This window comes from Stutzerimonas sp. FeSN7, assembly GCF_030263795.1.
GTDB classification, from domain to species: domain Bacteria; phylum Pseudomonadota; class Gammaproteobacteria; order Pseudomonadales; family Pseudomonadaceae; genus Stutzerimonas; species Stutzerimonas stutzeri.
Map to the genome: position 1 here is coordinate 64533 of NZ_JARPMN010000002.1, position 21916 is coordinate 86448.

The 21916-nt window shown below is 65.0% G+C and carries 24 protein-coding genes and 1 other RNA gene; 17 read left to right on the forward strand and 8 right to left on the reverse strand.

Annotated elements, in window-relative coordinates; translation table 11 throughout:
• Positions 1–38 precede the first annotated feature (38 nt).
• On the reverse strand, positions 39–1586 hold the full coding sequence (gpmI, locus tag P5703_RS23170) for a 2,3-bisphosphoglycerate-independent phosphoglycerate mutase (protein WP_017244167.1): 1548 nt from the start codon (positions 1584–1586) through the stop codon (positions 39–41).
• A gap of 140 nt (positions 1587–1726) precedes the next feature.
• Here gpmI and P5703_RS23175 point away from each other — a divergent pair, with 140 nt between their 5' ends.
• The 3 genes from P5703_RS23175 (at position 1727) to secB (ending at position 2956) form a co-directional block, all read left to right on the forward strand.
• Positions 1727–2140: a rhodanese-like domain-containing protein gene (locus tag P5703_RS23175; RefSeq protein ID WP_011915082.1), complete on the forward strand. Its 414-nt coding sequence runs from the start codon at positions 1727–1729 to the stop codon at positions 2138–2140.
• Between the two features lie 2 nt (positions 2141–2142).
• Positions 2143–2397, forward strand: coding sequence for a glutaredoxin 3 (gene grxC, locus P5703_RS23180; protein WP_045632414.1), 255 nt, complete (start codon positions 2143–2145; stop codon positions 2395–2397).
• 64 nt (positions 2398–2461) lie between these two features.
• Complete coding sequence (gene secB, locus P5703_RS23185) at positions 2462–2956, forward strand: protein-export chaperone SecB (protein WP_011915080.1); 495 nt, start codon at positions 2462–2464, stop codon at positions 2954–2956.
• Positions 2957–3013: 57 nt separating this feature from the next.
• Here secB and P5703_RS23190 read toward each other — a convergent pair whose 3' ends face one another.
• Complete coding sequence (locus tag P5703_RS23190; protein WP_045632413.1) at positions 3014–3994, reverse strand: NADPH:quinone oxidoreductase family protein; 981 nt, start codon at positions 3992–3994, stop codon at positions 3014–3016.
• 230 nt (positions 3995–4224) lie between these two features.
• Between P5703_RS23190 and P5703_RS23195 the strand changes: the two genes are divergently transcribed.
• Positions 4225–4611 carry a flagellar basal body-associated protein FliL gene (locus tag P5703_RS23195; RefSeq protein ID WP_014598073.1) on the forward strand — a complete coding sequence of 129 codons (387 nt, stop codon included), beginning with the start codon at positions 4225–4227 and terminating at the stop codon, positions 4609–4611.
• A 1-nt stretch (position 4612) separates the two neighbouring features.
• Here P5703_RS23195 and P5703_RS23200 read toward each other — a convergent pair whose 3' ends face one another.
• Positions 4613–5062: an EVE domain-containing protein gene (locus P5703_RS23200; protein ID WP_014598072.1), complete on the reverse strand. Its 450-nt coding sequence runs from the start codon at positions 5060–5062 to the stop codon at positions 4613–4615.
• A gap of 197 nt (positions 5063–5259) precedes the next feature.
• Between P5703_RS23200 and P5703_RS23205 the strand changes: the two genes are divergently transcribed.
• Entirely contained in the window at positions 5260–5412 is a 153-nt protein-coding gene (locus tag P5703_RS23205; RefSeq protein ID WP_011915077.1) for a hypothetical protein, read from the forward strand.
• Between the two features lie 25 nt (positions 5413–5437).
• On the opposite strand, the gene P5703_RS23210 is transcribed toward P5703_RS23205, so the two are convergent.
• The 4 genes from P5703_RS23210 to P5703_RS23225 all read right to left on the reverse strand — a co-directional run bounded on the left by P5703_RS23210 (position 5438) and on the right by P5703_RS23225 (position 6887).
• A complete protein-coding gene (locus P5703_RS23210) occupies positions 5438–6043 on the reverse strand; it encodes a 5-formyltetrahydrofolate cyclo-ligase (RefSeq protein WP_011915076.1) in 606 nt (201 codons plus the stop codon).
• Positions 6044–6049: 6 nt separating this feature from the next.
• Positions 6050–6228: non-coding RNA, 6S RNA (gene ssrS / locus P5703_RS23215), on the reverse strand.
• A 138-nt stretch (positions 6229–6366) separates the two neighbouring features.
• The gene (locus tag P5703_RS23220) at positions 6367–6681 is read right to left on the reverse strand and encodes a cell division protein ZapA (protein WP_013984417.1); all 315 of its coding nucleotides are present in this window, start codon (positions 6679–6681) and stop codon (positions 6367–6369) included.
• Positions 6678–6887 (reverse strand): TIGR02449 family protein, encoded by a 210-nt coding sequence (locus tag P5703_RS23225; RefSeq protein ID WP_049325514.1) that lies wholly within the window; start codon positions 6885–6887, stop codon positions 6678–6680. The genes P5703_RS23220 and P5703_RS23225 overlap by 4 nt, the downstream gene beginning before the upstream one ends.
• Before the next feature lie 130 nt (positions 6888–7017).
• On the opposite strand from P5703_RS23225, the gene P5703_RS23230 reads away from it, so the two are divergent.
• The 10 genes from P5703_RS23230 to gcvP all read left to right on the forward strand — a co-directional run bounded on the left by P5703_RS23230 (position 7018) and on the right by gcvP (position 19351).
• Positions 7018–7572, forward strand: a complete 555-nt coding sequence (locus P5703_RS23230) for a YecA/YgfB family protein (protein ID WP_017244161.1) — start codon at positions 7018–7020, stop codon at positions 7570–7572.
• 16 nt (positions 7573–7588) lie between these two features.
• Complete coding sequence (gene pepP, locus P5703_RS23235; RefSeq protein ID WP_013984415.1) at positions 7589–8923, forward strand: Xaa-Pro aminopeptidase; 1335 nt, start codon at positions 7589–7591, stop codon at positions 8921–8923.
• Positions 8923–10101 carry a 2-octaprenyl-6-methoxyphenyl hydroxylase gene (gene ubiH, locus P5703_RS23240; protein ID WP_125882362.1) on the forward strand — a complete coding sequence of 393 codons (1179 nt, stop codon included), beginning with the start codon at positions 8923–8925 and terminating at the stop codon, positions 10099–10101. Before pepP ends, ubiH begins: the two co-directional genes overlap by 1 nt.
• Before the next feature lie 25 nt (positions 10102–10126).
• Positions 10127–10615 (forward strand): DUF4442 domain-containing protein, encoded by a 489-nt coding sequence (locus P5703_RS23245; RefSeq protein ID WP_017244159.1) that lies wholly within the window; start codon positions 10127–10129, stop codon positions 10613–10615.
• Positions 10615–11835, forward strand: coding sequence for a 2-octaprenyl-3-methyl-6-methoxy-1,4-benzoquinol hydroxylase (locus tag P5703_RS23250; RefSeq protein ID WP_285590459.1), 1221 nt, complete (start codon positions 10615–10617; stop codon positions 11833–11835). Before P5703_RS23245 ends, P5703_RS23250 begins: the two co-directional genes overlap by 1 nt.
• Before the next feature lie 110 nt (positions 11836–11945).
• Positions 11946–12947, forward strand: a complete 1002-nt coding sequence (locus P5703_RS23255; protein ID WP_011915069.1) for an extracellular solute-binding protein — start codon at positions 11946–11948, stop codon at positions 12945–12947.
• A 115-nt stretch (positions 12948–13062) separates the two neighbouring features.
• Positions 13063–14679 carry an ABC transporter permease gene (locus P5703_RS23260; RefSeq protein WP_011915068.1) on the forward strand — a complete coding sequence of 539 codons (1617 nt, stop codon included), beginning with the start codon at positions 13063–13065 and terminating at the stop codon, positions 14677–14679.
• Between the two features lie 211 nt (positions 14680–14890).
• Positions 14891–15973, forward strand: a complete 1083-nt coding sequence (gcvT, locus tag P5703_RS23265; protein ID WP_017244155.1) for a glycine cleavage system aminomethyltransferase GcvT — start codon at positions 14891–14893, stop codon at positions 15971–15973.
• Between the two features lie 52 nt (positions 15974–16025).
• Positions 16026–16415, forward strand: coding sequence for a glycine cleavage system protein GcvH (gcvH, locus tag P5703_RS23270; protein WP_013984409.1), 390 nt, complete (start codon positions 16026–16028; stop codon positions 16413–16415).
• 59 nt (positions 16416–16474) lie between these two features.
• Complete coding sequence (gene gcvP, locus P5703_RS23275; protein ID WP_020305592.1) at positions 16475–19351, forward strand: aminomethyl-transferring glycine dehydrogenase; 2877 nt, start codon at positions 16475–16477, stop codon at positions 19349–19351.
• Positions 19352–19547: 196 nt separating this feature from the next.
• Here the strand turns inward: gcvP and yihA are convergent, their stop codons facing one another.
• Positions 19548–20198 (reverse strand): ribosome biogenesis GTP-binding protein YihA/YsxC, encoded by a 651-nt coding sequence (yihA, locus tag P5703_RS23280; protein WP_014598062.1) that lies wholly within the window; start codon positions 20196–20198, stop codon positions 19548–19550.
• Between the two features lie 268 nt (positions 20199–20466).
• Between yihA and P5703_RS23285 the strand changes: the two genes are divergently transcribed.
• Positions 20467–21099, forward strand: a complete 633-nt coding sequence (locus P5703_RS23285; RefSeq protein ID WP_017244153.1) for a c-type cytochrome — start codon at positions 20467–20469, stop codon at positions 21097–21099.
• A gap of 183 nt (positions 21100–21282) precedes the next feature.
• On the forward strand, positions 21283–21912 hold the full coding sequence (locus tag P5703_RS23290; RefSeq protein WP_011915062.1) for a thiol:disulfide interchange protein DsbA/DsbL: 630 nt from the start codon (positions 21283–21285) through the stop codon (positions 21910–21912).
• The last annotated feature ends 4 nt before the right edge of the window (positions 21913–21916 follow it).

The following is a 21916-nucleotide window of genomic DNA, read 5'->3' on the forward strand; positions in this document are numbered from 1 at the left end:
AGCGAAGGCGTGCGCCCCCGGCTTCCCGCCGGCACCCGTCAGTTGAGTTCGACGATGGAGCGGCCGGTCATCTCCTGCGGAACCGGCATGCCCAGCAGGGTCAGCATGGTCGGCGCGACGTCGGCCAGTACGCCGCCTTCGCGGATCGAGACGTTGCGCTTGCCGATATAGATGAAGGGCACCGGCTCGCAGGTATGCGCGGTGTGCGCCTGCCCGGTCATGGCGTCTTCCATCTGCTCGACGTTGCCGTGGTCGGCGGTCAGCAGGGCTTCGCCGCCGACCTTGTCCAGCGCCTCGACGATGCGACCGACGCAGCTGTCCAGGCACTCCACCGCCTTGACCGCCGCTTCGAACACGCCGGTATGGCCGACCATGTCGCCGTTGGCGTAGTTGACGACGATGACGTCGTAGCGCTGGTTCTCGATGGCCTCGACGATGCGGTCGGTGACCTCCGGCGCGCTCATTTCCGGCTTGAGGTCATAGGTGGCAACCTGCGGCGAAGGAATCAGGATGCGCTCCTCGCCGGGGAAGGGTTCCTCGCGGCCGCCGGAGAAGAAGAAGGTGACGTGGGCGTACTTCTCGGTTTCGGCGATGCGCAGCTGGGTCTTGCCGTTGTTGGCCAGATACTCGCCGAGCACGTTGGTCAGCGCTTCCGGGGCGAAGGCGGCGGGCGCGGGAATGCTCGCGGCGTACTGGGTGAGCATGACGAACTCGGCCAGTTGCGGCACTCGGGCACGCTCGAATTCCTTGAAACCGGGTTCGACAAAGCAGCGGGTCAGCTCGCGGGCGCGGTCGGCGCGGAAGTTCATGAACACCACGGCGTCACCGTCTTCGACACGTACCGGCTCGCCGATGCCGGTGGCCTTGACGAACTCGTCGCTCTCGCCGCGCTCGTACGCGGCGATCAGGCCGTCCACCGCGTAGTCGGAGCGGTACTCGGCCTTGCCGTCGACGATCAGCTCGTAGGCCTGCTGCACGCGGTCCCAGCGGTTGTCGCGGTCCATGGCGAAGTAGCGGCCGATCAGGCTGGCGATACGGCCCTTGCCCAGGCGGGTGAAGGTGGCCTGGAGCAGTTCGATGGAGCTTTGCGCGCTCTTCGGCGGGGTGTCGCGGCCGTCGAGGAAGGCGTGCAGGTAGATCTTCTCGGCGCCGCGCTGGGCCGCCAGCTCGGCCATGGCGACCAGATGATCCTGGTGGCTGTGCACGCCACCGTCGGAAAGCAGGCCGAGGATGTGCACCGCCTTGCCGGCACCTACGGCCTTGTCGACCGCAGCGCAGATGGTCGGGTTGGCGAAGAATTCGCCGTCGCGGATCGCCTTGGTCACCCGGGTGAAGTCCTGATACACCACGCGCCCGGCACCCAGGTTCATGTGGCCGACCTCGGAGTTGCCCATCTGCCCGTCCGGCAGACCGACATCCATGCCGCTGCCGGAGATCAGTCCGTGTGGCTGAGTCGCCAGCAGACGATCGTAGACCGGCTTGCGCGCGGCATAGATGGCATTGAAATCCGGGCTGTCGCTGTGCCCGAAGCCATCGAGAATGATCAGTACCAGAGGTTTGGGCGCGGCGGTAGGGGCGACGGGCATGCTTTCGGGCTCCTTGCACGGGGGCGGAAAAGGGCGGCCAGTCTACTGGCTGGCCGTGGCGAGGTCACGAATCATCAGGGTTCAGCCACTCGGAGGGGCTGTGTATACTGGCCCGCATTTTATCGTCCGGGTACCCGTTGATGCTCGCTAACCTGATTGAATTTGTCTCTAACCACTATGTACTCAGCAGCCTGTTCGTGGCGCTGTTGATCCTTCTGTTCATCACCGAGACACGCAAGGGTGGCAAGAGCCTGAGCAATCGCGAACTGACGGCACTGGTCAACAGTGGCGAGGGCGTGGTGTTGGACGTGCGCGCCAAGAAGGAGTTCGACGCCGGCCATATCGTCGATGCATTGAACATTCCCTACGAGAAACTGGTCAGCCGCACAGGCGAGCTGGAAAAGCACAAGGCCAAGACCATCATCGTGGTCGACGCCATGGGGCAGCACGCCGGAACGGCCTGCCGTGAGCTGCAGAAGGCAGGCTTCACCGCCGCCAAGTTGTCGGGAGGGATTTCCAGCTGGCGCGGCGACAATCTGCCAGTGGTCAAGTAATCATGCCCAACATCGTCATCTATACCACCGCCTGGTGCCCGTTCTGCATCCGCGCCAAGGCGCTGCTCGATCGCAAGGGTGTCGCCTACGAGGAAATTCCCGTGGATGGCAACCCGACCCTGCGCGCCGAGATGGCCAGCAAGGCCGGACGCACCTCGGTGCCGCAGATATGGATCGGCGACAAGCACGTCGGCGGCTGCGATGAGCTGCACGCTCTGGAGCGCGCCGGACGCCTCGACCCGTTGCTGCAGGCCTGAGGCCGGCACCGCGGGTCCGCGAACAATTCAAACGACACGCACAACTGGATAGAAGGTTGCAGAAATGACCGAACAAGCTAACAACGGCGGCGCAGCGTCGCAGAACGAACAGGGCGCGCAGTTCTCCCTGCAGCGCATCTACGTCCGCGACCTGTCCTTCGAAGCGCCGAAGAGCCCGGAAATTTTCCGTCAGGAATGGAATCCGAGTGTCGCGCTGGACCTGAACACCAAGCAGAAGCAGTTGGAAAGCGACTTCTACGAAGTGGTGCTGACCCTCTCGGTCACCGTCAAGACCGGTGAGGAAGTGGCCTTCATCGCCGAGGTGCAGCAGGCCGGCATTTTCCTGATCAAGGGCCTGGAAGCTGCTGCGATGAGCCACACGCTTGGTGCGTTCTGCCCGAACATCCTCTTCCCTTATGCCCGCGAAGCGCTGGACAGCCTGGTGACCCGCGGCTCCTTCCCGGCGCTGATGCTGGCTCCGGTGAACTTCGATGCGCTGTACGCCCAGGAAATGGCGCGCATGCAGAGCGCCGGCGAGGCACCCGCCACCGCCCATTGATCCGATCGGATCGTGCAGGAAGCGTCTGACGCTTCCTGCAGTCCCCTAGGTGCGTTCTTAGCGCACCTGCACCACCAGCTTGCCCACAGCCTTGCGCTGACCCAGCGTGGCAATGGCCTGGCCGGCTTCCTCCAGCGTGAAGCGTTGCGACACCAGCGGCTTGAGCTTGCCTTCGGCGTGCCAGGCGAACAGCTGGCGGAAATTCGCAGCGTTGTCCTGCGGCTGGCGTTGGGCGAAGGCGCCCCAGAACACGCCGATCAGTGCCGCACCCTTGAGCAGCGGCAGGTTGGCCGGTAGTGCCGGGATATCGCCGCCGGCGGCAAAGCCGACCACCAGCATGCGACCGTTCCAGGCGATGCTGCGGAAGGCCTCCTCGAACAGCTTGCCGCCCACCGGGTCGTAGATCACATCCACGCCCTGGCCGCCGGTAAGTTCCTTCAGGCGCTCCTTCAGGCTCACTTCGCTGTAGTTGATCAGCTCGTCGGCGCCGGCATTCTTCGCCACCTCCAGCTTCTCGGCGCTGGAGGCCGCGGCAATCACCCGGGCGCCCATGGCCTTGCCGATCTCCACAGTAGCCAGGCCGACACCACCGGAGGCGCCCAGTACCAGCAGGGTTTCACCGGGCTGCAGGTTGGCGCGCTGCTTGAGCGCGTGCATCGAGGTGCCGTAGGTCATGCTGAAGGCGGCGGCGGTGGTGAAGTCCATGCTCGGCGGAATCGGCAGCGCGTTGCTGCCGGCCACCGCCACCTGCTCGGCGAAGCTGCCCCAGCCGGTCAGCGCCATGACCCGGTCGCCCACCTTCAGGTGACTGACCTTTTCGCCGACCGCAGCGACCACTCCGGCCGCCTCGCCGCCGGGCGAAAACGGAAACGGCGGCTTGAACTGGTATTTGCCCTCGATCATCAACGTGTCCGGGAAATTGACCCCGGCAGCATGCACGTCGAGCAGGATCTCGCTCGGTTTGATCTGAGGGGAGGGGGCATCTTCGACAACCAGGCTTTCGGGCGGGCCGAAGCTTTTGCACAGGACGGCTTTCATCGCTTTTCCTTGTTCGACTGGTCGGACGCTTGCCGCCCGACATGGGATGGCTCGACTGCTCAGGGCTTTCAGTCTAGGAGCGCTGCGTGGCGAGGCAATCAGCATCGTTCGCTGTAATGGCGGCGTATAAGTGGCAGGCGGTAGTGCAACGGCTTGGGCGTTGTGCTGTGACTGGTTATGCTGGCAGGGTTTCCTCTCTGGAGCCGCAGCGCGTGAGATACCTACTTTCGATGTTTTTCTGCCTGGCAGTTGCCGGAGCCGTTCAAGCCAATGAGTCGGCCGATGAGTCCGCTGCTCCACAGACCCTCTATTACGCGCTGACGCCGGCGATGGTAGGCAACTATGCCTCCGGCGAGCGACTCAAGTACTTCAAGGCCGACGTGGCGCTGCGTATTTCCAGCAAGGAGGTGGAGGATCGGGTCAAGCACCACGAGCCGCTGATCCGCCATCAGCTGGTGATGCTGTTCTCCGAGCAGACCGACGAGACGCTGGGCAGTGTCGAGGCCAAGGAGCTCTTGCGTCAGGAGGCATTGAAACAGGTGCGCGAAGTGCTCGAGCAGGAAGAGGGCAAGCCTCTGGTCGACGATCTGCTGTTCAACAACCTGATCATCCAGTAGCTCAGCGCATCGCCAGGATCGCTTGCCACTCGGTGTCGCTTACCGGCATGACCGATAGGCGGCTGCCTTTTTTCACCAGTGCCAGTTCCCGCAGCGCCGGGTTAGCTTTGAGCCGAGCCAGCGCGAGGGGAGCCGAGAAGGCTTCGACAAACTCGACGTCCACGGCACTCCAGGGGTTGGCTTCGCTGCTGGCCTTGCCATCGTGATAGGGGCTTTCGGGGTCCAGGGCGGTAGGGTCGGGGTAGGCGCTGCGGATGACCCGGCCGACTCCGGCGATGCCCGGCTCGGCGCAGCTGGAGTGATAGAAGAAGAAATGATCCCCCTCCTGCATCTGGCGCAGGAAGTTACGCGCCTGATAGTTGCGTACGCCATCCCAGCGTCCGTGGCCCAGTTTTTTCAGGTCCTGGATGGAAAATTCATCGGGTTCGGACTTCATTAACCAGTAAGGCATGAACCTTGCTCTCCGTTCGTTCGGTTCGATCAGACCATGATGGCAAAATCTCCGACAATCGGCTGCAATACGGATTTGCGCAGTGCCGAGGCTTCACGGAAAATGCCGCGGCTGTAAGGTGGCCTATCGAGTCCTAGAACGATAAATCACATCGACTCGACGCAAGCATTTCGCCTGGTAGGGGGAGGCGAACACACATGAAACGCAAGCCCGATATTCTCTGGATTCTGGTCTTCATCTTCGGCCTGGGCGTAGTCACCACCGGCTATACGCAGAGCCTGTGGGAGCGCAACGACGGCGCCGCGGGCATGGCCCCGGTGATCCAGGTGCAGCAGACCCAGCAACGCTGACCGAGCGCCGCATGGACGCGGCGTTTCAGCGCTCGACGTACCAGCCCCGGTCCGTCACCGTACCCAGCAGGGGTACATCCCAGCTCTCCAGCGGCAGTCGATCGACTCGCTGGCATTCATGGGCCAGGCCCAGAAGCGTCGGTTTGTGACTTTTTTTGCGCCTGGCGCGGTACGCGAGGCTGCGATCATAGAACCCGCCGCCCATGCCCAGCCGCCCGCCATTCCCATCGAAACCCACCAATGGCATCAACAGCAGGTCCAGCGCCCAGACGCGACGCTGTCGAGCGGTTCGAATCACGGGTTCGAAGATGCCGAAGCGGTTGCGCCGCAGCCGCTCGCCGGGCTCGATGCGCTGGAACACCATGCGCGTGCGCGGCCATGGGTTGAGTACCGGCAGATAGGTCGCCTTGCCCCGGCGTTGCGCGGCGCGCAGCAGCAGGCGTGGATCGATCTCGCCGTCGTTGGGCAGATACAGGGCGATATGCCGGGCGCGACGAAAGAGCGGGTGATGGCTGAGTTGCCGGTAGAGGCGGCGGGCGGCGTGGCGTTGCTGGGCGGGAGAGAGTTGGCGCCGGGTCTGGCGCAGCTTGCGACGCAGCGCCGGGCGCGAGAGGCCTTCGGCTACGATCATCGGAAGTGGCTCCCCAGCATGCCGCTGCCAGCGTAGGCCCTTGAACCCGAGAGTTCAAGGTGGCGACTACAGAGTACCTTAAGGCTTTCCGTCAGGCGGACATGCACACCGGCACCACGTGTAGCCTCCATGGTGTTGCTTATCGGGAGAGGGTCATCGCCGACTGGCGAACATGCCAGGGAGTTGGCCGCAGTATACCTCAACAATCCGGCCTCTGGTCCCGGTTCATCGGGAACCCTGGCGCCGGGCCGGCGACAGGCGGAACGAGCATCGCGCGAGCCTTGCCACTGCACAGGGCGCCACTCGGTCAGCAACACCGCCAATCAGTTGCCGGATGGGTTGGGGTCGGTGGCCAGGGCGCTGTCCACGCGCTCCAGCAGCATGCGTACGTGCTCGCGTGCGCTGCTGGCCTCAGCATCCAGGCGGTCGTGCTTGTGCAGCAGCTCATGGGTAATGTTCAGCGCGGCCATGACGGCCACGCGATCGGCGCCGATGACTTTGCCGCTGCTGCGGATCTCGCGCATCTTGCGATCCAGGTAGCGGGCCGCGCCTTCCAGGTTGCTGCGTTCTTCCGGCGGACAGGCAATGCAGTATTCCTTGTCCATGATGTGCACGGTAACGGTGTTCGGCTGGGTCATGAGTCCTGCTCCAGGGCTTTCAGGCGCGAAATCATTGATTCGACCTTCATCCGGGCCATTTCGTTCTTTTCGATCAGATGAGCGCGCTCTTCGCGCCAGGCCCGCTCGTTGGCCAGCAGCAGGTGGTTCTGCGCCTTGAGTTGTTCGATGCGCTGAATCAGCTGCTCCAGCTTGGCGGTCAGCGCTTTCAGATCGGCGTCTTCCATGGGATTCCTGTTGGGGGCTCGGCTGAAGACGGAGGCGATGCCCGGGGGCTTCGATGGTCTTGCCGCGGCCGCCGGTGCTAGGATACGAAGCCTTCATTCTAGTCATTGCGCCACCGTGCGCCTAGCCGCCATGTCCATTCAGAACTCCCCTTATGCTGCTTTCGCCACGCTTCTGGCAGGCAGTCCACAAAGCGTATCGCCGGCCGAGCTGCACGGCCTGTTGCTCGGGCGCAGTTGCGCCGGTGCCGGTTTCGACGTCGAGCCCTGGTTGCTCGATGCCTCTGACCTGCTCGGCGAAGCGCCGCAGGACAACGTGCGTCAGGCGCTTATCGGCCTGCAGGAAATGGTCAAGGGCGAGCTCGCCGGTGACGACATCGCCATCGTGTTGCTGCTGCCCAGCGACGATGCGCCACTGGCCGAACGCGCCGTGGCCCTCGGTCAGTGGTGCCAGGGCTTCCTCGCCGGCTTCGGCCTGACCGCCGGTGACCGTGCGCTGAGCAGCGAAGCCATGGAAGTGCTGCAGGATCTCTCGGCCATCGCGCAGATCCAGGACTCGCTGGAAGAGTCCGAGGACGGCGAGACCGACTATATGGAAGTGATGGAATATCTGCGCGTAGCGCCGCTGCTGCTGTTCACCGAATGCGCCAAGCCGCTGCCCGCTGCCGCGAAACCTTCCCTGCATTGAGGACACCGTTGCGCCCATGACTCGCATCCCCAGATCGGAATACGCCCGTCGACGCAAGGCGCTGATGGAGCAGATGGAACCCAACAGCATCGCCATCCTGCCGGCGGCGCCGATGTACATCCGCAACCGCGATGTCGAGCATGTCTACCGCCAGGACAGCGACTTCCAGTACCTCTCCGGCTTCCCCGAGCCGGAAGCGGTGATCGCCCTGATTCCGGGCCGCGAGCATGGCGAGTACGTGCTGTTCTGCCGCGAGCGCGATCCCGAGCGCGAGCTCTGGGACGGCCTGCGTGCCGGGCAGGACGGTGCCATCGCTGAATACGGTGCCGACGATGCCTTTCCCATCGGCGATATCGACGACATCCTGCCCGGCCTGATCGAGGGCCGCGATCGGGTCTACTACGCCATCGGCACCAACGAAGCCTTCGATCACCGGCTGATGGAGTGGATCAAGACCATCCGCGCCAAGGCGCGCCAGGGTGCGCAGCCGCCCAGCGAGTTCGTCGCCCTCGATCACTTGCTGCACGACATGCGTCTGTACAAGTCGAGCAGCGAGGTGAAAGTGATGAAGCACGCCGCGGAGATTTCCGCCCGTGCGCACATCCGGGCCATGCAGGCCAGCCGCGCCGGCCTGTTCGAGTACCACCTGGAAGCCGAACTGGACTACGAGTTCCGCAAGGGTGGCGCGAAGATGCCGGCCTACGGCAGCATCGTCGCCGCCGGCAGGAACGCCTGCATCCTGCATTACCGGGAGAACGATGCGCCGCTCAAGGATGGCGATCTGGTGCTGATCGACGCCGGTTGCGAGATCGACTGCTACGCCAGCGATATCACCCGCACCTTCCCGGTCAGCGGCAGGTTCTCGCCCGAGCAGAAGGCCATCTACGAGCTGGTGCTCAAGGCCAACGAAGAAGCCTTCAAGCACATCGCACCCGGCAAGCACTGGAACGAGGCGCACGAGGCCACGGTGCGGGTGATCACCGCCGGCCTGGTGGAGCTGGGTCTGCTGCAGGGTGAGGTCGACCAGCTGATCGCCAGCGAGGCCTACAAACCTTTCTATATGCATCGCGCCGGCCACTGGCTGGGCATGGACGTGCACGACGTCGGCGATTACAAGATCGGTGGCGAGTGGCGCGTGCTCGAGCCGGGCATGGCGATGACCGTGGAGCCTGGCATCTATATCGCCGCGGACAACCAGAACGTCGCCAAGAAATGGCGCGGCATCGGCGTACGCATCGAGGATGACGTGGTGGTGACCAAGAACGGCTGCGAGATCCTCACCGGTGGCGTGCCGAAGAGCGTGGCCGAGATCGAGGCACTGATGGCCGCCGCACGAGAACAGGCCGCCTGATGCAGAGCCTGGCGATCATCGGGGGCGGGCTGGTCGGCGCGAGCCTCGCGCTGGCCTTGCAGGAGGGCGCCCGTGAGCGTGGCTGGCGTATCCACCTGATCGAGCCGTTCGAGCCGGGGCACGAGTACCAGCCGAGCTACGATGCGCGCTCCACGGCGCTGTCCTACGGCACCCGGCTGATCTATCAGCGTCTGGGCCTGTGGGACCGGATCGCCGAGCGTGCCGAGCCGATTCTGCGCATCCACGTTTCCGAACGCGGCCGCTTCGGTGCCGCCCGGCTGGATGCGCGGAACGAGGCGGTCGAGGCGCTGGGCTATGTGGTAGAGAACGCCTGGATCGGACATTGCCTGTGGCAGGCGCTGGATGACGAGGTGGTGGTGCGCCATTGCCCGGCCGAAGTCGAGCGGCTTGAGCCCGGCACCGCCGGTTATCGCCTGAGCTTCACCGATGGCCAGCGGCTGGAGTGCGCGCTGACGGTGCTGGCCGACGGCGGCCGCTCCAGCCTGCGCGAGCAACTCGGCATCCAGGTTGCGCGCAGGCCCTACGGACAGACCGCGCTGATCGCCAACATCACCCCGGGCAAGCCCCATGGCGGGCTGGCTTTCGAGCGCTTCACCGAAGACGGCCCGATGGCGCTGCTGCCGCTGCAGGACCATCGCTGCGCCCTGGTATGGACCCGCTCGCCGGCCGATGCCACGCGCCTGGCCCAGGCCCACGAATCGGTGTTTCTAGCCGAACTGCAGGACGCCTTCGGCTATCGGCTGGGCGCGCTGCAGCAGGTCGGCGCCCGTCATCTGTACCCGCTGACGCTGATCGAGGCCGAGGAGCAGGTACGCTCGGGGCTGGTGGTGCTGGGCAATGCCGCCCACAGCCTGCATCCGATCGCCGGGCAGGGTTACAACCTCTCGCTACGGGACGTGGATGCGCTGAGTGCCGCGTTGCTGCGCAGCGAAGCGCCGCTGGGCGATCTGGCGCTGCTGCAGGAATACGTCCGCCGGCAACGTTTCGATCAGCGCCTGACCGTGGGTTTCTCCGACCAGGTTACCCGCCTGTTCGGCGATTCCGGACGGCTGGTCGCCACCGGACGTAACCTCGGCTTGCTCGGCCTGGACCTGGCTCCCGTGGCCAAACGCTGGTTCGCGCGCCAGGCCATGGGCCTCGGCACACGTGCCGGCTGACCGCGCCGTACCCGCGGGCTTCCGCATGGATGGGTCCAGGCTGGCGCGCAAGGCGCGATTTCTGCGCTGGGCCTTGAACTTCTACCCGCCGTACCTCGGCGCCGGGGTGCGGGTGCGACATATCAGCGCCGACCTGCGCCTGGTCCGGGTCAAGATGGTGCTGCGCTGGTACAACCGCAACTACGTGGGCACGCAGTTCGGCGGATCGCTGTATTCCATGGTCGATCCGTTCTTCGTGCTGATGCTCATGGAGAACCTCGGGCCGGACTACATCGTCTGGGACAAGGCGGCCAACATCGAATTCGTCAGCCCTGGGCGGGGCGCGGTCTACGCCGATTTCAGCATCAGCCAGCAACTGCTCGACGAGATTCGCATGCGCACCGCCGATGGCAGCAAGTACCTGCCGCGGATGCACGTCGAAGTGCGTGATGGCGACGGTACGCTGGTGGCGCGGGTGCAGAAGACCCTCTACATAAGACTCAAGCCGCGCGCGCGGCAGGCAGGAGACAACTGATGCAAGCCGATCTGATCATCGTCGGTGCCGGAATGGTCGGCAGTACGCTGGCCCTGGCACTCGAAGGCAGCGGGCTGGACATCCTGGTGCTCGATGCGAGCCCGCTGGAGGCCGCCGATTTCGACCCGCAAGGCGGCTTCGAGCCACGAGTCAGCGCCCTGTCGGCAGCCAGCCAGCGCATCTTCGAGCGCCTCGGCGCCTGGCCGGGGATGTCGGCGCGGCGCGTCAGCCCGTACACCGACATGCATGTCTGGGATGGCTCGGGTACCGGACAGATCCATTTTTCCGCCGAGACCGTGCATGCCGAGGTGCTCGGCCATATCGTCGAGAACCGGGTGGTGCAGGACGCGCTGCTGGAGACGATGCAGCGCCGTGGCGGCCAGCGGTTGCTCGGCGCCGCCCGGCTCGAGCGGCTGAAACGTACGCCGCAGGGCTGGCAACTGACGCTGGACGACGGTCGTCAGCTGAACGCGCCCTTGCTGGTCGCCGCCGATGGCGCCAACTCCGCGGTGCGCCGGCTGGCTGGCTGCGAAACGCGCGAATGGGACTATCTGCATCAGGCCATCGTCGCCAGTGTGCGCTGCAGCGAGCCGCATCAGCGGACTGCCTGGCAACGCTTCACCGACGACGGCCCGCTGGCGTTTCTGCCGCTGGAGCGTGATCGCGACCAGCACTGGTGCTCCATCGTCTGGTCGGTTACCGAGCTAGAAGCCAGGCGCCTGATGGCGCTGGAAGACGCGGCGTTCCGCGCGGCGCTGGGCCGTGCCTTCGAGCGGCGTCTGGGCGAGGTAGAGGAGGTCGATCCGCGGCTGTGCATTCCATTGCGCCAGCGTCATGCCAAGCGCTACGTGCAGCCTGGGCTGGCGCTGATCGGCGATGCCGCGCACACCATCCATCCACTGGCAGGGCAGGGGGTCAACCTCGGGCTTCTGGACGCAGCGGTTCTGGCGGAGGTCATCGAGGCGGCCATGGCGCGTGGTGAGCGGCCCGAAGATATTCGGGTGCTGAGTCGCTTCGAACGCCGCCGCATGCCGCACAACCTGGCGATGATGGCGGCGATGGAGGGCTTCGAGCGACTGTTCCAGGCCGATCCATTGCCGCTGCGCTGGTTGCGTAACACCGGCCTCAAGGCTGTACAGGCACTGCCGGAGGCGAAAGCGCTGTTCGTCCGCCAGGCGCTGGGCTTGAGCGGCGACCTGCCTGCGCTGGCGCGGCCCTGATAGCAGACTGATATTTACAAAAGGTTACCGGCACGATTTGTCGCATTGAGAAGGTAAATAACATTCACTACTATTCAGGCCTCTGTTCCATCTCACCAAGAGGCTGTTCCATGCAGGCTAGCAAAGGTTTTCTCGCCGCCCTGGCGCTGACGGCGCTATCGGGCGCTGTCCAGGCTGCCGATGAAGTAGTGGTTTACTCCTCGCGCATCGATGAGCTGATCAAACCGGTATTCGACGCCTACACCAAGAAGACCGGTGTAGCGATCAAGTTCATCACCGACAAGGAAGCTCCGCTGATGGCCCGCATCAAGGCCGAAGGCGCGAACACTCCTGCGGACCTGCTGCTGACCGTCGATGGCGGCAACCTCTGGCAAGCCGAAGAAATGGGCATCCTGCAGCCGCTGAACTCCCAGGTGGTGAAGGACAACATCCCCGCGCAGTACCGCTCCTCCAGCGATGCCTGGACCGGCCTGTCGCTGCGCGCACGGACCATCGTCTACTCGCCGGAGCGGGTCAAGGACGGTGAGCTGACCACCTACGAAGCGCTGGCCGACAAGAACTGGGAAGGCCGCCTGTGCCTGCGCACCAGCAAGAAGGTCTACAACCAGTCGCTGACCGCCACCATGATCGAAACCCATGGCGCCGAGAAGACCGAGCAGATCCTCAAGGGCTGGGTGAACAACCTCGCCACCGACGTATTCGCCGACGACAACGCCGTGGTCATGGCGGTCGACGCCGGCCAGTGCGACGTCGGCATCGTCAACACCTACTATTTCGGTCGTCTGCATGCGCAGAACCCACAGCTCAAGGCCAAGCTGTTCTGGCCGAACCAGCAGGACCGTGGCGTGCACGTCAACCTGTCGGGCATCGGTCTGACCAAGCACGCGCCGAATCCGGATGCTGCGCGCAAGCTGGTGGAGTGGATGACCAGCGCCGAGGCTCAGAGCATTTTCGCGGACATCAATATGGAATACCCGGCCAACCCGGACGTGAAACCGTCCGCCGAAGTTGCGGCATGGGGCGAGTTCAAGGCCGACACCATTCCGGTTGAAGTCGCCGGCAAGCGCCAGGCCGAGGCGATCAAGATGATGGACCGCGCCGGCTGGAACTGATCCGCCTGCCGCCATCGCTGCGGTGACCGCGGCTCAGCCGCCAGGTCTGCCGCTGCGGTTATACTTCGCGCCCCGGCTTGTCCGGGGCGTCGTTTTTCCTGCTGTCGAGGCTTGAGTGTCCCATCCCGTCGAGCGCCGCTGGTATCCCATCTCATTCGCCGTCGCGGCGCTGGTGTTGCTGCCGCTGAGCATTCTGCTGTTCAGCTGGGGCAGCATCGATGGCGAGATCTGGGCGCACCTGTGGGACACGCAGATGCCGCGTTTGCTGGGCAACACGCTGACACTGGTGCTCGGCGTGGGCATCGGCGTGGTGGTGCTCGGGGTCAGCCTCGCCTGGCTGACGGCGTTGTGCGAGTTTCCCGGTCGACGCTGGCTCGACTGGGCGCTGATGTTGCCGTTCGCGATACCCGCCTACGTGCTGGCGTTCGTCTTCATCGGCCTGCTGGATTTCTCCGGGCCGGTGCAGAGCCTGGCCCGCGAGTGGTTCGGCAGCGGTATCCGCTTTCCGCGGGTGCGTTCCACCGGGGGCGTCATCGCGGTGCTGGTGCTGGTGTTCTACCCCTACGTCTATCTGCTGGCTCGCTCGGCCTTTCTGGCTCAGGGCAAGGGGCTGATGGAGGCGGCGCGGGTACTCGGCCAGACGCCCTGGCAGGCCTTCTGGCGCGTGGCGCTGCCGATGGCACGGCCGGCCATCGGTGCCGGGCTGGCGCTGGCGATGATGGAAACGCTGGCCGATTTCGGTGCCGTGGCGGTATTCAACTTCGACACCTTTACCACCGCCATCTACAAGACCTGGTACGGCTTCTTCAGTCTGACCAGCGCCACGCAGCTGGCCAGTCTGCTGCTGCTGGCGGTGATGCTGGTGCTCTACGGCGAGCGCCGGGCGCGCGGCGCGGCGCGGCCGGCCAACGAGCGCGCGCGCTCGGCTGCACTTTATCGGCTGACCGGCGTGAAGGCCTTGGCCGCCAGCGCCTGGTGCGGCCTGGTGTTTCTCTGTGCCTTCGTCATTCCGGTGCTGCAACTGCTGGCCTGGCTCTGGCAGCGCGGGCGCTTCGACCTCGACGAGCGCTACGCCGGGCTGATCCTGCACACGCTCTACCTCGGCGGCATGGCTGCGCTGATCACCGTCAGCGTGGCGCTGCTGCTGGCGTTCGCCCGGCGTCAGGCGCCGGTGCGCTCGATCCGCAGCGCGGTCAGCCTGGCCAACCTGGGTTATGCGCTGCCCGGCTCGGTGCTGGCAGTGTCGATCATGCTGGCGTTCAGTTACCTGGACCGGCACATGGTGATACCGCTGTCGAGCTGGTTGGGCGGGGCCGGCAAGCCGATCCTGCTCGGCAGCCTCGGTGCCTTGCTGCTGGCCTATCTGATCCGCTTCATGGCGGTCGCCTTCGGCCCGCTGGAAAACGCCCTGGCGCGAATTCGTCCATCGCTGCCGCAGGCGTCGCGCAGTCTCGGTGTCGGCGGGCCGGCCCTGTTCTTGCGCGTCTATCTGCCGCTTTTGCTGCCGGGCACGCTGAGTGCGGCGCTGCTGGTGTTCGTCGACGTGCTCAAGGAAATGCCGGCGACTCTGCTGATGCGTCCGTTCGGCTGGGACACTCTGGCGGTGCGCATTTTCGAGATGACCAGCGAAGGCGAATGGGCGCGCGCCTCGCTGCCGGCGCTGACGCTGGTGCTGGTCGGCCTGCTGCCGGTGATCCTGCTGATTCGTCGCTCGGCCAGGCGCGTCGGCTAGCCTGCCGAGGCTTTCCGGTGGCGCTGCACGCGGTCCGGTAGCGCCCGTGTAAGGCCGTTCGACCTCCAGTCTCCTGCCGCCTGATGCGCCGTGACCTCCTGCCACCTTGGGGCTACAATGCGCGCCATTCGAAAGTCGCCGCTCCCCGCAAGGGCCGGCTTTACTGACTTTTCCAACGCCGATTCGGCGACCTGCCCGGAAGGAGAAACCCATGGGTCAGCGTACTCCCCTCTACGATCAGCACCTTGCGCTCGGCGCCAAGATGGTCGACTTCGGTGGCTGGGACATGCCACTGCACTACGGCTCCCAGGTCGAAGAACATCATCAGGTGCGACGTGATTGCGGAGTGTTCGACGTCTCGCACATGACCGTGGTCGATGTGGCCGGCGACCAGGCCAGCGCTTATCTGCAACACCTGCTGGCCAACGACGTGGCACGCCTGAAGAGCCCCGGCCGCGCTCTTTACTCGGCCATGCTCAATGAGCGCGGCGGGGTGATCGATGACCTGATCGTCTACCTCACCGACTGGGGCTACCGCCTGGTGGTCAATGCCAGTACCCGCGACAAGGACCTGGCGTGGATGCAGGCCCAGGCGGCGGATTTCGCCGTCGAGATCAACGAGCGTCCGCAGCTGGCCATGCTGGCCATCCAGGGGCCGCATGCCCGTGCGCGCACCGCCGAGCTGGTCAGCCAGGCCCGCGCCACGCTGATCCAGGAACTCAAGCCATTCCAGGGCCTGGCCGAAGGCGACTGGTTCATCGGTCGTACCGGCTACACCGGCGAAGATGGTCTGGAGATCATCTTGCCGGCCGAGCAGGCGCCGGATTTTCTCAGCGAGCTGGTTGGTGCCGGCATCCCGCCCATCGGCCTTGGCGCTCGTGACACCCTGCGTCTGGAAGCCGGACTGAACCTGTACGGCCAGGACATGACCGAGGAGGTCTCGCCGCTGGCCGCCAACATGGGCTGGACCGTGGCCTGGGAGCCCGCCGAGCGCGATTTCGTCGGCCGTGCCGCGCTGGAGCAGCAGCGCGCCGAAGGCGATCTGCCCAAGCTGGTCGGCCTGGTGCTGGAAGAGCGCGGCGTGCTGCGAGCCCATCAGGTGGTGCGGGTCAACGGTGTCGGTGACGGCGAGATCACCAGTGGCAGTTTTTCTCCTACGCTTGGCAAATCCATCGCCCTGGCGCGCGTGCCGGCTGGCACCGCCGAGCGCGCGGAAGTGGAGATTCGTGGCAAGTGGTATCCGGTGCGGGTCGTGCAGCCGACATTCGTGCGGCACGGCAAGGTACTGGTGTAAATTCGACCGACTGTTTTGCGCGACTGCTGTCAACAGCCTTGAGGATCCAACAATGAGCAATATCCCCAGCGATCTGCGTTACGCCGCCAGCCACGAGTGGGCCCGTCTCGAAGCGGACGGCAGCGTCACCGTCGGCATCTCCGATCACGCCCAGGAGGCGCTGGGGGATGTGGTCTACGTCGAGCTGCCCGAGGTCGGGCGCCAGCTCAATGCCGGTCAGGAAGCCGGCGTGGTCGAGTCGGTAAAGGCCGCCTCCGACATCTATGCCCCCGTTTCCGGTGAGGTGATCGCCATTAACGAGGCGCTGGCCGATTCACCCGAGCAGGTCAACAGCGACCCCTACGGCAGCTGGTTCTTCCGCCTGCAGCCGAGCGACAAGGCGGAGCTGGACAAGCTGCTCGACGCAGCCGGCTACCAGGCCGCCTGCGACGCCGACGCCTAAGCATCATCCGCAAAAGCCCCGCTCTGTCGGGGCTTTTGTTTTTTTCGAGAGTAGCGACCATGCCGTATATGCCGAGCCTTTCCCAACTCCAGCAAACCGATGCCTTTCTGCGCCGTCACCTCGGCCCGGATCAGGGCGAACAGCAGGCCATGCTCGACGCGCTGGGGCTGGCCAGCCGCGAGCAGCTGATCGAGCAGACCGTGCCGCCGGCGATCCGCCTGCAGGGCGAGCTGAATCTGCCGCCCGCGCTGGATGAACAGGCGGCGCTGGCCAAGCTCAAGGGCTATGCCGAGCAGAACCAGCTCTGGACCAGCCTGATCGGCATGGGCTACCACGGCACCATCACCCCGCCGGTGATCCTGCGCAACGTGCTGGAGAATCCGGGCTGGTACACCGCCTACACGCCCTATCAGCCGGAGATCGCCCAGGGTCGGCTGGAAGCGCTGCTGAACTATCAGCAGATGATCATCGACCTCACCGGTCTCGATCTGGCCAACGCCTCGCTGCTCGATGAGGCGACCGCAGCAGCCGAGGCCATGACCCTGGCCCGGCGCATGGCCAAGAGCAAGAGCAACCGCTTCTTCGTCGACGAGAACTGCCATCCGCAGACGCTTTCGGTGGTGCAGACCCGCGCCGAAGCGTTCGGCTTCGAACTGCTGGTCGGCACGCTGGACGAGCTGGCCGGGCAGGAGGTGTTCGGCGCGCTGCTGCAGTACCCGGATACCCACGGCGAGATTCGCGACCTGCGTCCGGCCATCGAGCAGCTGCACGCCCAGCAGGCGCTGGCCTGCGTGGCGGCCGACCTGCTCAGCCTGCTGTTGCTGACCCCGCCGGGCGAACTGGGCGCCGACGTGGTGCTCGGCTCGACCCAGCGCTTCGGTGTGCCGATGGGCTACGGCGGCCCGCACGCGGCCTATTTCGCCAGCCGCGACGAGTTCAAGCGCGGCATGCCGGGACGCATCATCGGCGTGTCCAAGGACGCCCGCGGCAACACCGCGCTGCGCATGGCGCTGCAGACCCGCGAGCAGCACATCCGTCGCGAGAAAGCCAATTCCAACATCTGCACCGCGCAGGTGCTGCTGGCCAACATCGCTGGCTTCTATGCCGTCTATCACGGCCCGCAGGGCCTCAAGCGCATCGCCCAGCGCGTCCATCGGCTGACCGCCATTCTCGCTGCGGGTCTGGAGCAGAAGGGCATCGTGCGGCTCAACCGGCATTTCTTCGACACCCTGACGCTTGAGGTCGGAGGTGCGCAGACTGCGATCATCGAAAGTGCCGAGGCGGCGCAGATCAACCTGCGCATCCTCGGCCGCGGCCGGCTGGGCGTGAGCCTCGACGAGACCTGCGACGAGCGCACCGTCGAGCAGCTGCTGGCGATCTTCCTCGGTGCCGATCACGGCCTCGATGTTGCCGCGCTGGATGCCGGTGAGCTGGCCGCGGGCATTCCCGCAGGGCTGCAACGCGAGAGCGGCTACCTGGAGCATCCGGTGTTCAACTCGCACCACAGCGAAACCGAGATGCTGCGCTACCTCAAGCAGCTGGAAAACAAGGATCTGGCGCTGAACCAGGCAATGATCCCGCTCGGCTCCTGCACCATGAAGCTCAACGCCACCAGCGAAATGATCCCGATCACCTGGGCCGAATTCGCCAACCTGCATCCGTTTGTCCCGCGCGGCCAGGCGCAAGGTTACAGGCTGATGATCGAAGAGCTGGAAGCCTGGCTCTGCGCGATCACCGGTTTCGACGCCATCAGCATGCAGCCCAACTCCGGTGCCCAGGGCGAATACGCCGGCCTGGTCGCGATCCGCAAGTATCACGAGAGCCGCGGTGAAGGGCAGCGCGACATCTGCCTGATCCCGTCCTCGGCGCACGGCACCAACCCCGCCTCGGCGCAGATGGTCAGCATGCGTGTGGTCATCGTCGAATGCGACAAGGGCGGCAACGTCGATCTCGAGGACCTCAAGCGCAAGGCCGCCGAGGCCGGCGACCGGCTGTCCTGCCTGATGATCACCTATCCGTCGACCCACGGCGTCTACGAAGAAAACGTGCGCGAGATCTGCGCCGCAATCCACGCCCAGGGCGGCCAGGTGTACATGGACGGCGCCAACCTCAACGCCCAGGTCGGCCTGGCGCGACCGGCGGACATCGGTGCCGACGTCTCGCACATGAACCTGCACAAGACCTTCTGCATCCCCCATGGCGGTGGCGGCCCGGGCATGGGCCCGATCGGCGTCAAGGCGCACCTGGCGCCGTTCGTGGCCAATCACCCTGTGGTCGAGCTGGAAGGTCCCCAACCGGGCAACGGTGCGGTGAGCGCGGCGCCCTGGGGCAGCGCGAGCATCCTGCCGATCAGCTGGATGTACATCGCCATGATGGGCCCGCAGCTGCGTGACGCGACCGAGGTGGCAATCCTCGGTGCCAACTACCTCGCCAACCGTCTCGGCGGCGCGTTCCCGGTGCTCTACAGCGGACGCAACGGCCGTGTCGCCCACGAGTGCATTCTCGATCTGCGCCCGCTCAAGGCCGCCAGCGGCATCAGCGAGGAGGACGTTGCCAAGCGCCTGATGGACTACGGCTTCCATGCGCCGACCATGTCGTTCCCGGTGCCCGGCACGCTGATGATCGAGCCCACCGAGAGCGAGTCGAAGGCGGAGCTGGATCGCTTCGTCGAGGCGATGCTGAGCATCCGCGCGGAGATCGCCAAGGTGCAGGACGGCGAATGGCCGGCGGACAACAACCCGCTGGTACGCGCGCCGCATACCCTGGCCGACGTGATCGGCGAGTGGGATCGCCCCTACAGCATCGCCGAGGCGGTGACCCCGAGCGCCCACGCACGTGCGCACAAGTACTGGCCGGCGGTGAACCGGGTGGACAACGTCTACGGCGACCGCAATCTGTTCTGCGCGTGCGTGCCGGTGGACGCCTATCGTGACTGATAGGAGGTGATGGAGAGGGTGGATGTCGTTTTTCGGCATCCGCCCGGTTCGGAGAGGCGGACCGGCGAACGTCGCGCTCGGGCCCTGCAGCCGTTTATTCCCGGCCACGCCGCCAGTGCATCGCGGATAGATGTCGCGTTCGCATCCACCACAGGCGTGCTGGCACGGCGTGGTGGATCAGCGGTGTTGAGCGGTCTTACGCTTCAGGTGCCTGGTCTTGCTCGGAGTCGTCCAGCAAACCGAGCCAGCTGGCCAGTACCAGCTGCGCCTCTTCCACACCCTGCCGCTTGGGAGCGGAGAACAGCTGCACGCTGACATCGGCACCCCAGCCCTTGCGGATATCGCGTTGGATCGCCAGCAGCGCGTTCTTCGCCGCGCCGAAGGCCAGCTTGTCGGATTTGGTCAGCAGGATGTGCAACGGCATGTCACTGGCATTGGCCCAGTCCAGCATCATGCGGTCGAACTCCGTCAGCGGATGGCGGATATCCATCATCAGGAACACCCCGACCAGACTCTCGCGGCTGCCCAGGTAGGCTTCCAGATGGCGCTGCCAATGCTGCTTGAGCGGGATCGGCACCTTGGCGTAACCATAACCGGGCAGGTCGACCAGGCGGCGCTCGTCATCGAGGCGGAAGAAATTGAGTAACTGGGTGCGTCCCGGTGTCTTCGAGGTGCGCGCCAGGTTGGCGTGGGTGAGGGTGTTCAGCGCACTGGACTTGCCCGCATTGGATCGACCGGCGAAGGCCACTTCCAGACCCTCGTCGGCCGGGCACTGATCGACCTTGGCGGCGCTGATCATGAAGGAGGCCTGTTGGCAAAGGCCGAGAATCGGGTTTTTCGGTAGCATGGTCGTTCCGGTGAGTGCACGCGGGTGCGGCAATGGTTCGTTTCCGTTTCAGAAACGGAAGTATATAATGCCGCAGTTTTTATGTGCGCTTTGGCCTGATATCGGGCCGTGCGTGGTGTCCAGCCTGTTGCGGGCGCCTGTGCGGCGGTGTCGCCGCCCCGCTGCGGATGCCCTGCGTGCCACTTATAACGAGCGTTACCCCGGTTCGATGGCCGTGCGTGACCCGATGAATTCCCTTTCAAACCCTTAGCCGTAGTTGGATTAGCTGATGAACAAAATACTCGTGAGTCTGCTGTTGACCCTTGGCATCACCGGTATGGCCCACGCGGCTGGAGACGCCGAAGCTGGTCAGGGCAAAGTTGCAGTGTGTGGCGCCTGCCACGGTGCGGACGGCAACAGCCCGGCGCCGAACTTCCCGAAACTCGCCGGCCAGGGCGAGCGTTATCTGCTCAAGCAGCTCCAGGACATCAAGGCCGGCAGCACGCCGGGCGCCCCGGAAGGTGTGGGCCGCAAGGTGCTGGAAATGACCGGCATGCTCGATCCGCTGAGCGATCAGGACCTGCAGGACATCGCCGCCTACTTCTCCAGCCAGAAGGGCAGCGTTGGCTATGCCGATCCGGCTCTGGCCAAGCAGGGCGAGAAACTGTTCCGCGGTGGCAAGCTGGATCAGGGCATGCCGGCCTGTACCGGTTGCCACGCGCCGAACGGCGTCGGTAACGAGCTGGCCGGTTTCCCCAAACTGGGTGGCCAGCACGCCGCGTACACAGCCAAGCAGCTGACCGACTTCCGCGAAGGCAACCGCACCAACGACGGTGACAGCATGATCATGCGTGGCGTTGCCTCCAAGCTGAGCAACAAGGACATCGAAGCGCTGTCCAGCTACATCCAGGGTCTGCACTGATCGCATCCGCGGGCTGACCGAGAAGGGCGTCCGGGCCGAAAGCCCGGGCGCCCTTCTGCGTTTAGGGGCTGGCTACACTACCTTCGTCACGGCTTGGCACGGGGCAGATGAAAAACGCTGGCGAGTCCCGGCGTTTTGCTGCAGCCTGTTGCGCCATCGGTTCGTCGTAAACAGGAGTATTTCATGCGTAACTTCCTACTCACTGCCGTCCTTGCTACCGCCAGCCTGTTCGGCGGGGTGACCCAGGCAGCAGAGTTCCAGGCCGGCAAGGAATATGTCGAGCTGAGCAGTCCGGTGCCCGTTGCCGACCCGAGCAAGATCGAGGTGGTCGAGCTGTTCTGGTACGGCTGCCCGCATTGCTACCAGTTCGAACCGGTGATCAAGCCCTGGGCCGAGAAGCTGCCGGAAGATGTGCAGTTCAAGCGCATCCCCGCCATGTTCGGCGGCATCTGGAACGCGCACGGCCAGCTGTTCGTCACGCTGGAGTCCATGGGCGTGGAGCCGAAGGTGCATGACGCGGTATTTGCCGCCTATCACCAGGAGCGCAAGAAGCTCGCCACGCCGGAGGAGATGGCCGATTTCCTCGAAGGGCATGGCGTGGACAAGCAGGCCTTCCTCAAGGCCTACAACTCCTTTGGCGTGCGTGGCCGCGTCGAGCAGGCGAAGAAGCTTGGCATGGCCTACCAGATCACCGGCGTACCGGTGATGATCGTCAATGGCAAGTACCGCTTTGACCTCGGCTCGTCCGGCGGTCCGGAGCGCACGCTGCAGGTGGCGGATTTCCTCATCGAAAAAGAACGCGCAGCGCGGTAACCCG